Source organism: Methylomonas sp. BW4-1 (assembly GCF_052474385.1).
The window spans coordinates 3,430,825-3,442,830 of sequence record NZ_CP184125.1 but is presented as its reverse complement, the minus strand read 5'-3'; the positions used below and the strand labels follow the sequence as shown (position 1 = coordinate 3,442,830).

General features: G+C 51.3%; 14 protein-coding genes. 4 read left to right on the top strand and 10 right to left on the bottom strand.

Annotated elements, in window-relative coordinates; genetic code table 11:
- Positions 1–126 precede the first annotated feature (126 nt).
- Genes ACH5Y9_RS15940 through ACH5Y9_RS15920 form a run of 5 tightly spaced genes read right to left on the bottom strand, consistent with a single transcriptional unit; the run spans position 127 to position 6,090 of the window.
- Positions 127–339, bottom strand: a complete 213-nt coding sequence (locus ACH5Y9_RS15940) for a formate dehydrogenase subunit delta (RefSeq protein ID WP_205453537.1) — start codon at positions 337–339, stop codon at positions 127–129.
- Positions 340–342: 3 nt separating this feature from the next.
- The gene (fdhD, locus tag ACH5Y9_RS15935) at positions 343–1,182 is read right to left on the bottom strand and encodes a formate dehydrogenase accessory sulfurtransferase FdhD (RefSeq protein WP_445366790.1); all 840 of its coding nucleotides are present in this window, start codon (positions 1,180–1,182) and stop codon (positions 343–345) included.
- 14 nt (positions 1,183–1,196) lie between these two features.
- Entirely contained in the window at positions 1,197–4,049 is a 2,853-nt protein-coding gene (gene fdhF, locus ACH5Y9_RS15930; protein WP_445366789.1) for a formate dehydrogenase subunit alpha, read from the bottom strand.
- A gap of 20 nt (positions 4,050–4,069) precedes the next feature.
- A complete protein-coding gene (locus ACH5Y9_RS15925; RefSeq protein ID WP_445366788.1) occupies positions 4,070–5,614 on the bottom strand; it encodes a formate dehydrogenase beta subunit in 1,545 nt (514 codons plus the stop codon).
- Entirely contained in the window at positions 5,614–6,090 is a 477-nt protein-coding gene (locus ACH5Y9_RS15920; RefSeq protein WP_033158843.1) for a formate dehydrogenase subunit gamma, read from the bottom strand. The genes ACH5Y9_RS15925 and ACH5Y9_RS15920 overlap by 1 nt, the downstream gene beginning before the upstream one ends.
- Before the next feature lie 238 nt (positions 6,091–6,328).
- Between ACH5Y9_RS15920 and ACH5Y9_RS15915 the strand changes: the two genes are divergently transcribed.
- On the top strand, positions 6,329–6,532 hold the full coding sequence (locus tag ACH5Y9_RS15915) for a (2Fe-2S)-binding protein (protein ID WP_445366787.1): 204 nt from the start codon (positions 6,329–6,331) through the stop codon (positions 6,530–6,532).
- Positions 6,533–6,615: 83 nt separating this feature from the next.
- On the opposite strand, the gene ACH5Y9_RS15910 is transcribed toward ACH5Y9_RS15915, so the two are convergent.
- The 5 genes from ACH5Y9_RS15910 to ACH5Y9_RS15890 are packed head-to-tail and all read right to left on the bottom strand — an operon-like array spanning position 6,616 to position 9,071.
- Positions 6,616–7,596: a peptidylprolyl isomerase gene (locus ACH5Y9_RS15910; protein ID WP_445366786.1), complete on the bottom strand. Its 981-nt coding sequence runs from the start codon at positions 7,594–7,596 to the stop codon at positions 6,616–6,618.
- A gap of 14 nt (positions 7,597–7,610) precedes the next feature.
- On the bottom strand, positions 7,611–7,874 hold the full coding sequence (locus ACH5Y9_RS15905; RefSeq protein WP_020482975.1) for a BolA family protein: 264 nt from the start codon (positions 7,872–7,874) through the stop codon (positions 7,611–7,613).
- Positions 7,871–8,173, bottom strand: coding sequence for a YciI family protein (locus tag ACH5Y9_RS15900; RefSeq protein WP_033158844.1), 303 nt, complete (start codon positions 8,171–8,173; stop codon positions 7,871–7,873). The genes ACH5Y9_RS15905 and ACH5Y9_RS15900 overlap by 4 nt, the downstream gene beginning before the upstream one ends.
- A complete protein-coding gene (locus ACH5Y9_RS15895) occupies positions 8,173–8,715 on the bottom strand; it encodes a septation protein A (RefSeq protein WP_033158845.1) in 543 nt (180 codons plus the stop codon). Before ACH5Y9_RS15895 ends, ACH5Y9_RS15900 begins: the two co-directional genes overlap by 1 nt.
- A gap of 26 nt (positions 8,716–8,741) precedes the next feature.
- Positions 8,742–9,071 carry a hypothetical protein gene (locus tag ACH5Y9_RS15890; protein ID WP_445366785.1) on the bottom strand — a complete coding sequence of 110 codons (330 nt, stop codon included), beginning with the start codon at positions 9,069–9,071 and terminating at the stop codon, positions 8,742–8,744.
- Between the two features lie 112 nt (positions 9,072–9,183).
- Here ACH5Y9_RS15890 and ACH5Y9_RS15885 point away from each other — a divergent pair, with 112 nt between their 5' ends.
- From ACH5Y9_RS15885 to ACH5Y9_RS15875, 3 genes are all read left to right on the top strand, one after another.
- Entirely contained in the window at positions 9,184–9,489 is a 306-nt protein-coding gene (locus ACH5Y9_RS15885; protein WP_192394498.1) for a DUF1244 domain-containing protein, read from the top strand.
- Positions 9,486–10,217: a methyltransferase domain-containing protein gene (locus ACH5Y9_RS15880; protein ID WP_445366784.1), complete on the top strand. Its 732-nt coding sequence runs from the start codon at positions 9,486–9,488 to the stop codon at positions 10,215–10,217. Before ACH5Y9_RS15885 ends, ACH5Y9_RS15880 begins: the two co-directional genes overlap by 4 nt.
- Positions 10,218–10,280: 63 nt before the next feature.
- Positions 10,281–12,005 (top strand): SPOR domain-containing protein, encoded by a 1,725-nt coding sequence (locus ACH5Y9_RS15875; RefSeq protein WP_445366783.1) that lies wholly within the window; start codon positions 10,281–10,283, stop codon positions 12,003–12,005.
- The last annotated feature ends 1 nt before the right edge of the window (position 12,006 follow it).

Below are 12,006 nucleotides of genomic sequence, written 5' to 3'. Positions count from 1 at the left end.
GTGTTCGCGCGTAAGCAAAGGACTTCTGACTAGACTTCCCCAAATAGGTCTTATTTGGGGAAAGCTGTGATTAGCTTGACCGTTTATTTCAAGTAATTTGCAGCTGAGTGCCAAGCCAACTAGAGATTATTTGGCAATATGCAATACGGCTTCCGACACAATATCCATTAATTCCGTACCGCCTTTTTGCACATATTCGATAATGGCCGTACGCATGCGCGGTTCCCAAAAGTTGCGGATATGTTGTTCAACGCCTTTAATGGCCAATTCCCGGTCGGGTTCGGATTTAAAAAAAGCGCCAATGTTATTGGCCATTTTAATGAGATTATGGTTATCCATGTTCTATGCGGCTGATTCTTGGTAATGTTGTAAACGATGAGGGTGAGTGTAGATCATGTGATTCTCGTGACGGGCGAAGCCGACCAGAGTCAGTCCGCACTCTTCCGCCAATTGAATCGCTAGCGCGGTGGGCGCGGATATGGCCGCGAGCAAGGTAATACCGACGCTGGCTGCTTTTTGTACCATTTCGTAACTGGCGCGGCTGGTTACCAGCAGCCAGCCATTTTCAAAGTTGCAGTTGGCTTTGGCTAATGAGCCGATTAGTTTATCCAGTGCATTGTGGCGGCCGACATCCTCCCGTACCGCAACGATGCCGCGTTCCGGATGCAGCCACGCTGCCGCATGGACCGCACCGGTCAATAAATTCAGAGATTGTTTTTGCGCCATATCGGCGAAACCGCTGCTCAATAGATTCGCGCTAAGCGCTAAACCGTGGCCGACATGATGCGGGTGGCGGATGGCTTGTTCCAACGTAGTGGCACCGCACAAACCGCAACCGGTTCTGCCCGTCATGTTTTTGCCCTTGCCGTGCAGTTTCTCGAATCGGGCTTCCGGAATCGTCATTCTGACTTCAACGCCTTTGGAGCGTTGTACGACACGTATGGATTGCAATTCGGATGGATGACCGATGATTTCCTCGGTCAGGCTGAAACCCATCGCAAAATCTTCCAAATTAAGGGGCGTTGCCAGCATTACCACGTGCGGGATGGTGTTGTAGACCAACACCACCGGCACTTCTTCGGCGACATAATCTTCCTTCGCGGTATGAACAGGCCCGCGCCAGCTATCGAACGTGCCGGTTCGATAGCTGGTCCAGCCCAGTTCGCTTGAGACTGCATCCATAAATCGGTTGCGGTTTACTCGTTGACCGCGATGCGGTTTTCCAGCAAAGACAACTGATTGTCGGAAAAGTCTTGGTATTCCTGTTGCCATGCCGACGGTTGCGCCACTTTGGCGACATGCACCGCTGTAACCTTGTATTCCGGACAGTTGGTTGCCCAGTCCGAGTTATCAGTGGTTATAACATTGGCGCCCGAATGCGGGAAATGGAAAGTGGTATAAACCACGCCCGGCTGCATGCGGTCCGTGACCTTGGCGCGCAATACCGTTTCGCCGGAGCGACTTTTCACGCCGCACCAATCGCCATCGCTGATGCCTAAGACTTCGGCATCGTGCGGGTGCAATTCCAGACGGTCCTCTTCATGCCAAGCAACGTTTTCAGTGCGGCGGGTTTGCGCCCCAACGTTGTATTGCGACAAGATGCGGCCGGTTGTCAGGATCAACGGATACTTGCTGCTGGTGCGTTCTTCGGTGGCAACGTATTCGGTCAGCATGAAACGACCTTTGCCGCGGACGAAGTGATCGGCGTGCATAATCGGCGTGCCGTCCGGGGTTTCGTCGTTGCAAGGCCATTGAATGCTGCCCATTTCGTCGATTTTTTCGTAACTGACGCCGGCAAATTGTGGCGTCAGCGCCGCGATTTCATCCATGATTTCCGAAGGATGACTGTAATTCATCGGATAACCCAGCGCGTTGGACAAGTCCTGGGTCACTTCCCAGTCTTCCTTACCGCCCAGTGGGGTCATGACTTTGCGAACTGGTGAAATCCGGCGTTCGGCATTGGTAAACGTGCCGTTCTTTTCCAGGAACGAGGAGCCAGGTAAAAATACGTGGGCGAATTTGGCCGTTTCGTTCAGGAAAATGTCTTGTACCACCAAGCATTCCAGTTCGCGCAGCGCGTGGTGAACGTGCGTTATGTCTGGATCCGACTGAGCGATGTCTTCGCCTTGTACGTACAAGCCTTTGAAACTGCCGTCGATAGCGGCGGCAAACATATTCGGGATGCGTAAGCCGGGTTCGGATGACAGCGCTACGTTCCAAGCTGTCTCGAACTGAATGCGGGTTTGCGAATCGGAAACATGGCGGTAGCCGACGAACTCGTGCGGAAACGAGCCCATATCGCAAGAGCCTTGCACGTTGTTTTGTCCGCGCAATGGATTGACGCCGACGCCGTCGCGGCCGATATTGCCGGTAGCCATCGCTAAATTGGCGATACCTATGACGGTCGTCGAGCCTTGGCTATGTTCGGTAACGCCCAAGCCGTAATAGATCGCACCATTACCGCCTGTTGCGTACAAGCGGGCTGCTGCGCGCATGCTCTCGGCAGGCACGCCGGTCAATTCGGCAACGGCTTCAGGTGAATGCTGAGGCAGCGCAACGAAGGTTTTCCATTTGTTAAACGACTCGACATCGCAACGTTCCAACGCAAATTTTTCGTCCGCCAGGCCTTCGGTGACGATGACGTGAGCCAATGCAGTGACAACGGCAACGTTAGTGCCGGGGCGCAGTTTAAGATGATAGTCGGCTTTTACATGCGGGCTATTGCTAACCAAATCGATGCTGCGTGGATCGACCACGATTAGTTTTGCGCCTTGGCGCAAGCGGCGTTTCATCATCGAACCGAATACCGGGTGGCCGTCGGTTGGGTTGGCGCCGATTACCATAATCACATCGGACTGCATCACCGAGTCAAAGGTTTGGGTGCCGGATGACTCACCAAATGTGCTTTTCAATCCGTAGCCGGTCGGTGAGTGGCAAACGCGGGCGCAGGTGTCGACATTGTTGTTACCGAAGCCGGCGCGGATTAATTTTTGCACCAGATAGGTTTCTTCGTTGGTGCAACGCGATGAAGTAATGCCACCGATTGAGTCTTTACCGTATTTGGCCTGGATACCTTTCAATTTGTTGGCAGCAAAGCTAATGGCTTCTTCCCAGCTGACTTCGCGCCAAGGATCGGAAATTTTTTCCCGGACCATGGGAGTGGTGATGCGGTCTTTGTGGGTCGCATAACCGAACGCGAAACGGCCTTTGACGCAAGAGTGACCATGGTTGGCCTGACCGTTTTTGTCGGGCACCATGCGCACCAGTTGTTCGCCTTTCATTTCGGCTTTGAATGAGCAGCCAACACCGCAATAAGCGCAGGTGGTGATAGTGCTGTGCTCAGGGACGCCGTTGTCGATCACCGATTTTTCCATCAGCGTCGCGGTAGGGCAGGCTTGTACGCAAGCGCCGCAGGATACGCATTCGGATTCCATGAATGGCTGGTTTTGGCCTGGAGAGACTTTGGAGTCGAAGCCGCGACCGTCGATGGTCAACGCGAAGGTGCCTTGCACTTCCTCGCAAGCGCGCACACAACGCGAACAGACGATGCATTTCGCCGGGTCGAAACTGAAATAAGGATTGCTGGTGTCTTTTTCGGAATTCAGATGGTTTTCGCCATCGAAGCCGTAACGGACTTCGCGTAAACCAACTTGACCGACGGTGTCTTGCAGTTCGCAGTCGCCGTTGGCGGCACAGGTCAGACAGTCTAAAGGATGGTCGGAGATATAAAGTTCGGCGATGCCGCGTCTGATGCTGGCCAATTTATCGTTTTGGGTACAGACCTTCATGCCGTCCGCGACCGGGGTGGTACAAGACGCTGGATAGCCGCGGGCGCCTTCAATTTGCACCAGACACATTCGGCACGAGCCGAACGGATCAAGGCTGTCGGTGGCGCACAGTTTAGGAATGCTGATCCCTGCTTCGGCGGCGGCGCGCATTACGGAACTGCCGGCATTGACAGTGACCTTATGGCCGTCGATTTCCAGAGTGACTTGATTTGCAGACGAACTCGCGGGAGTTCCGTAATCTATTTCGTTATTGGCAGACATATTTATCTCCTGGTAATCGATCAGGCTTTGGCGGCTTCGAGGCCAAAGTCTTCAGGGAAATGATTCAGCGCGCTCAACACCGGGAATGGTGTCATGCCGCCCATCGCACACAAAGATCCGTAAGTCATGGTGTCGCATAAATCGCGCAACAACACGGTGTTTTTATCCTTTTGCACGCCGTCGACAATGCGGTCTATTACTTCGACGCCGCGTGTCGATCCGATTCGGCAAGGTGTGCATTTGCCGCAGGATTCTTCCACGCAAAACTCCATTGCATAACGGGCCATGTCGGCCATATTGACGGTGTCGTCGTGAACCACGATGCCGCCATGGCCTAATACCGCCGATATAGCCGCGAAGGCTTCATAATCCAACGGGGTATCGAACTGGCCTTCGTGAAGATAGGCACCCAATGGACCACCCACCTGAACCGCGCGTATCGGCCTGCCGCTGGCGGAGCCGCCGCCGTAATCGTAAAGCAGCTCGCGCAAGGTCATGCCGAAAGCCACTTCAAACAACCCTGGATGTTTGATGTTGCCCGCCAGTTGTAGGGGTAGGGTACCGCGCGAACGGCCCATACCGTAGTTTTTATAATATTCGCCGCCTTTGTCCAGGATCACCGGAATCGAGGCCAGCGAAATGACGTTGTTGACGATGGTGGGTTTGCCGAACAGGCCGACGATAGCGGGAAGCGGTGGCTTAAAACGCACTAATCCGCGTTTACCTTCCAAGCTTTCCAATAAAGATGTTTCTTCGCCGCAGATATAAGCGCCCGCCCCGCTACGCACTTCCAAGTGGAAGGTTTTGCCGCTACCTTGAATGTTTTCGCCCAGATAGCCGTTTTTGTAGGCGGCTTCGATGGCTTGATTCAGTGCGATTTTGGCGTGCGGATATTCGACGCGCAGATAAATATAACCTTGGGTAGCGCCCACCGCCAAGCCAGCGATAGTCATACCCTCGATCAATACGAAGGGGTCGCCTTCCATGATCATCCGGTCGGAGAAGGTACCTGAGTCGCCTTCGTCGGCGTTGCAGACGATGTATTTCTGGTCTGCAGGGGCGTTTAGTACTGTGTTCCATTTTATGCCTGTCGGAAACGCGGCGCCGCCACGACCACGCAGGCCTGAGTCAGTGACCTGCTTGACGATCTCGGTGGCTTGCAAAGCCAGTGCGTTTTTCAGGCCACGGTATCCATCGTGAGCCAAATAGTCGTCGATGTTGACTGGGTCGGTTAAGCCAACGCGAGCAAAGGTAAGACGGTTTTGATTTTTGAAATAAGCTATTTCTTCAATGTTGCCTAAATAAAGCGGGTGTTGCTTGCCTTCCAGCAGGCCGCTATTGAGTAAAGACTCCACATCTTCTACTTGCACGGGGCCATAGGCAACTCTGCCGTGACTGGTTTCGACTTCTACGAGGGTTTCCAGCCAGAACAATCCGCGCGAGCCGTTGCGGACAATTTCTACTGATAGGTTTTTGCTGGAGGCTTGCTGTGCTAAGGCCTTGGCAACTTGCTCCGCACCTAAGGAAAGCGCGGTGGAGTCGCGGGATATGAATACGCGGGTCATTATTTGGCACCTTTATAAGTGGCTAGCAATCGGTCGAATTTTTCGGTTGTGACGCGGCCAATCACCTCGTCGTCTATCGTGATTGATGGCGAGCAAGCGCAGTTACCCAAACAATAAACAGGTTCTAATGAAAAAATTCCGTCGGCTGTTGTTTCGTGAAAGTCGATGCCAAGCTGTTGTTTGGCATGGGTTTCCAATGCTTTACCGTTCATGGCTTGGCATGATTCGGCCCGACAAATCCTTATCGTGTGCTCTCCGGGCGGAGTTTCCCGGAAGTAATGATAAAAACTAATAACCCCGTGGACTTCCGCTTGGGAAAGGTTGAGTGATTTGGCAATGTCTACTACGGCAGCCGGCGGGATGTAGCCCAGTGTGTCCTGAATACCATGCAATATGGGCAACAGATTACCCGGCATTGCTTGATGAGTGTCCAGTATTTCCAACACGGTGGGTTTTTGGGTTTGATAGTCTTGCATCATTGGCTCTGTAATAAATGACGAAAAGGTTATCGTCCTATTTAATCATGAACAAACCTGGGTTTGCAATTCGGGTTCATGCCTCAATCCCGCGTATTTCCTAAGCAAAGCAAGGTAATTGCATCTTCGGACTCTGATTGGTTTCGGAAGTTCGCGTGGAAAAAATGTGATGGTGGATACTTTACTTTTAAATGATAATTGTTATCATTAATGCGCATATGATTTAAGTGAGGGTGTCATGTACGTATGTGTGTGTAAATCGGTCACCGATAGGCAGGTTAGGCAGGCAATTAGCCAGGGTGTGTGCAATCGCAGGCAACTAATGCAGTGCACGGGGGCGGGCGGTGTATGTGGAAAATGCACAGCCAGTATTAAAGCTTTACTGGATGAAAATACGCAGAATCGGAAGATGCACGCCCGAGTTCAAGTCCAAGCGGCATAGTTATTTAGAAAGCTGAGCTTATAGCAATAAAAGACTTTTGCTGTAAAAAGACAGGGCGGTTGGACCGCCCTGTTGGGTGTGCGTTATTTAGCTGTAGCCGCAGGTTCGGTGGGTTTTACGTCTGCGTTAGGTGCGGCGCTGGCCGGTTCGGCCGGAGTGGCCTCCGTAGTAGGTGCTGGTGCAGCCTGATCAGCTGGCGCTGCTGGTTGAGCCTCTTCTTGCTTTGGCGGTGTCGGCGGCAGCAAGACTTCAACTTTGGCGTTTTTACGCAAATTTTCGATCATGGCTTGCGCTTTTTGGCGCTGTAACATTGGGCGAATTTGTTCTTTGACGGAATCAAATGGCGGTGGTGTCAAAGCTCTGGACTCTTCGCGCAGAATCACGTGCCAGCCAAATTGAGTTTGTACCGGTGTTTTGCTGAATTTGCCGTTCTCCAGTGCAACCACTGCTTCAGAAAATGGCGGGACCATACGGTCTGCGGTAAACCAACCTAAATCGCCACCTTCGGAGCCCATTGGATCGATAGAATGCTTTTTAGCCAGCGCGGTAAAATCCCCGCCTTTTTCCAGTTCTGCAATCAGTTTTTTTGCTTCGTCTTCGGTTTTAACTAAAATATGACGGGCTTTGTATTCGCTGCCCATGTTAGCCATTTTCGAGTCATATTCCGCTTTGATTTCTTCGTCGGTGACCGGATTGGCTTTTAGGTAATCTTGTAATGCTGCTTGCGACAGCAAGGAGTTTCTTACGGTTGCCATGCGTTCGATTACTTCCGGCGATTTATCCAGTTGTTTTTGCACCGCTTGTTGAATCAGCAATTCGCGTTGAATCAGTTCTTCCAGTAGCTGTTCTTTTGGGAATGTTTGGCCTTGGCTGCGTTCCGCAATTTCCTTTTCCAAGGTTTCCAAAGTTTTCTTGCTGATATAGGTGCCGTTAACCGAAGCAACCGCGTCCTCTTTGCTGACAGTCGGCGCTGCTGGTGCGGCGGCTTCCTTAGCTTTTTCTTCGAAGCAACCGGGTAACAATACGCTACTGGCTAGTATCAGGGGAATAAGTTTCAGTTTCATCTTAAGAATTTCCTTTAGCTGTTTTCAGAGGGGGTTAAAGCGTTAATGCCCAGGGCATGGATTTCATCCTTCATCATGTCGCCCAAAGCTTGATAAACCAGCTGATGTCTTTGTACCAGGGATTTACCTTCAAATTGAGTGGATATGAGGGTGACATGAAAATGACCGCCGCCTTTGTTGCCGGCGTGACCGGCGTGCGCGGCGCTATGGTCGATGATTTCGATTAATTCTGGCTTAAAAGCTTCTTCCAGCTTCTGTCTGATATGGTCGGCTGTCATTGGGGAAATACTTGTTTGAATGGTTTAACGGTAACACGAGCATAGACGCCCGCGGAGATATATGGATCGGCATCGGCCCAGTCTTGAGCATCCTGCTGACTGGCAAACTCGGCAACAATCAGGCTGCCGCTAAATCCGGCATCGCCGGGGTTATCACTATCTATCGCAGGATGCGGTCCGGCCAAAACCAAGCGGCCTTGGTTTTGTAACGCGGTTAATCGTTCCAGATGCTGTGGACGGGCGGCCAGACGTTTACTCAAGCTGTCCGCGACATCTTCGGCAATGACGGCATACAACATTACTCTTTAGCCTCTGGTGCGGGAATAAACTTATACAAGAACACTATTTGTACGGCAATAAAAATAAGCATCAGGCCAGGAACACCGAAAGTTTTAAAACTGACCCAGTCGTCGGTGCTGTAGTTCGCCATTACGTACAAATTTAAACAGCCGACTCCGATAAAAAACATGGACCAGCTCATGTTAAGGCGTTTCCAGATGCGATCAGGCAATTCCAGGTTTGCGCCCATCATGCGTTCTATGAAAGTCTTTTTGCCAACGAATTGGCTGACTAAAAATGCACCGCCGAATAGCCACTCAATTATGGTCAGTTTCCACTTAATGAATTGCTCGTCTTGTAAGTACAAAGTTGCTCCACCCATGACCAAAATCAACCCCAGCGTAATCCACTGCATGGTTTCCACTTTACGATATAGCAGCCAATAGCTGATGACCTGCACAACCGTGGCGGCGATTACGACGGCGGTGGCAATGTAAATGTCGTACAGTTTATAAGCGACAAAAAATAGAACGATTGGGAAAAACTCTAAAAGCGGCTTCATGATTGGTGTTGAAAGATGGGAGGGAGTTAGACGTAAAGATCGATACCGGAAATGATCTCGGCAACCCGGCTTTGAGCGGGTTGATTGCGGTTTTCTGTGTAGGCGTTCAATGCTTTCAAGGTGCGCGAATTATTTGGTTGGTCGTTATTGCTTACGGTCAATCCGTTGTCCGCCAAAGCGGCCTTGATTTGAGCGGTTGACGATGTTTTAGGTAAATCAGGATTCTGCCGAGGTATCCCGGTTTCGTCATTATTAGGCTTTTGCTTTTGTTCAAGATTATTATCCGGCCGTGCGGCTCTCGGCTGGTTATAGCCGACCGGATAAAAAGCCAAGGATGAACTATGTATTGTGTTCACAAAGCGCGATTAGAGCCCGAGTATCAATTACTTCATTGTAGAATCTTTGGCTGCAATTGTACATGAGCCTAACGGCTTTGCTGCTAAAATGCCGGTTTTAAAGGAGGATTTCATGATTCAGTCCAATAACGTCGAGCTGGAAGCTGCTGCTTTCAGGCAATTGCTGGCCCATTTGCAACAGCACACCGAAGTGCAAAATATCGAGCTGATGGTACTCGCCGATTTCTGCCGGAATTGCCTGGCTAAATGGTATGCCGCCGCCGCCGCCGAGCGCGAAATTGACATCAATTACGAGCAAGCGCGGGAGATTGTCTATGGCATGCCTTACAGTGAATGGAAAGACAAATATCAACGCGAGGCCACACCTGAACAACTGGCAGCGTATGACGCAAAACAAAAATTGAAAGCACAATCATGACAGTCGAAAAACGCTTCGATGCGATGTTCTCCAGCGTGATGGGTCAAGAATATCAAATGTTAAATTTGATCTGCCCATTTGCGACGGAAATGAGTCGCTTGGTCGGTGAAATTGTTGGCAATTACTGTGAGGAGCAAGGCACGCCGCAGGCAGTGGTTGAGCTCGGGGGCGGCACGGGTATTACTACGCTGGCGATCCTGACCGCCGCGGACAACCTCAATATATTAAGTGTCGATAACGAACCCACCATGCAAAACCAGGCGAAGCAGAGTTTGCGCGATTGGGTTGCTGCGGGCAGATTACGTTTTTCCGGCGAGGATGCGCTGACGGCGTTGCAGGGTTTAGCGAGCAACAGCGTCGATATTTTGGCGTCGGCATACACTTTGCATAATTTCCATAGCGATTACCGGCGGCAAGTGTTGGGAGAAATATATCGGGTATTAAAGCCGGGTGGAAAATTCGTCAACGGCGACCGGTATGCTTTGGATGATATTAGCGCGCATACCCGCAGCATACAGCGAGAGGTTGGCGGCTACTTTAAGGTTTTGACCGAAATCAACCGCTTGGATTTACTCGAACATTGGATAGTCCATCTGTTTAACGACGAGTCGGAAAATCACGTGATGCGCGAATCCGTCGTGTTGGCGCAGATGGCTGAGGCGGGTTTTCGGGACATCGAATTGCAGCAACGCATGGAGGTCAATGCCTTGGTCACTGCGCTTAAATGATATTTTGTGCTGTTCTACAAATCAGGATTTGCTGAACTGTGTGCAGCTTAAACGAGAAAAAACATGGCTGAATCGACTGCTAGTAAAAATAAAAAAACCTTGGATGCGTTTGCCGACGATCTGGATGCCATGCTTAATATTGGCGACCCCTCCGAACAACAGGTTGGCACGATAGATGATGACGAAGCCATTGATCGTTTGCTGGTGGGCGACGAGACATTCGAGCCGGATGCGCAACAGGAAATCGACGAGTTCGCGGATATCGATGAATTACTGAGTGCGAATGAACCTAAGGCTACATCAAGTTTGGCAGACGATATTGACGAGTTTGGCGACGATTTGGCGGTTGATTTAGGCATTAATCCCGGACGCGAGCAGCAAGTAGTTGATGATGATTTGGTCGACATCGTCGATGCCGTCAATCAGCAGGACCTTTTGGAGGTGCCGGTTGATGACGTGTTTGAAGAAGTCGCGGAGTTAGAAAGGGTAGGGCAAATCGATGATTTTGCGGAGGATGCCCCGGTGGCCGTGGTGGGTTTGCCGGAAACCGCGGTGGACGACCTGGAAAATATGGCCGAAATAGACGAGTTTTCCGATGACGCTGACTTGGCAGGCGGTAATGCCGATTTTCTAATTGCGGATTTCGATATTTCGGCTGATGACGAATTTGCACCAGCGGCAACGCCAATTGTCGACGAGTTCGCCGATTTGGAGGAACCCGATAATAGTGTCCAACCAAGCGTGCCGGAACCGGAACCAGATTTGGATCAGATATTGGCGGCGGCTGTCAGTGAGCAAGAAAACGAGGAAGAATTAGTCGTTGTCCAGGCTAACGAGCCGGAAACAGCGCCGATTGCCGCAGCGGCCGAACAAGTTCAAGCAAGCCCGGTGCCGCAGGTACAAGTCATCGATCATAGCAGCGAAATTGCCGCTTTGAATCGGAATATCGTCGACCTCAAGAAGCATCAGCAGCAGATGCGCCACGATTTAACCGAGGCGGCGGGTAAAAATGAGCTGCTGGGTTGTCTGGATAGTCTGGAAAGCGTGCAGACCGAACAGAAGAAAACCAAACGGGCCGTGGAGGCCTTGGCGGCGAAAAAACCGGTAGCTGCCTATGTGGCGAACGGCATCGCGGTGGCGGCGCTGCTGATTGGCACTGGGTTAGGCATACAAGGCATGATTGCCAAGTCGCAAGTCGGCGAGTTGGTGACTATTATCGGGAAATTGCAGGAACAAGTGAATGCCGCGCCCACCAGCGATGCCGCGGACAAGGAAATGTTGCGCAAACAGCTGGATGAATTGACGGTCAGCAATGGTGTGATGGCCACTCAGATCGCTGAATTAAGTAAGGCTGGGCATGCTGACCCTGGTGCGGCAAAGGCCAACGGTGATCAAGCCAAGCCTTCTGCCGAAATCAGCAGCCAGATCATGCAAATAGGCGCAACCATAGAAGCCTTGCAAAACAAGGTGAGCGCCTTGGAAAAAGGTCGAGCGCAAGCTGCCGCGCCGGCCCCTAAACCGGAGAAGAAAAAGCCGGAACCGGTGGAAGAAAATTGGGCGGTCAATTTAATTGCGTTTAAACAGGATTGGTACGCCAAGAGTAAAGCCCAAGAATTCGCGGGCAAGGGCGTCCCTGCCAAAGTAGTCAAAACCGAATCCAAGGGCGAGAACTGGTATCGTTTGTTTGTGGACGGTTTTAAAACACAATATGAAGCGGCGGCGTACGCGGCGAAAATCAAGAAAACCCTCAATCTCGATTCGGTGTGGGTTACCCGCAATAAAGATTAGT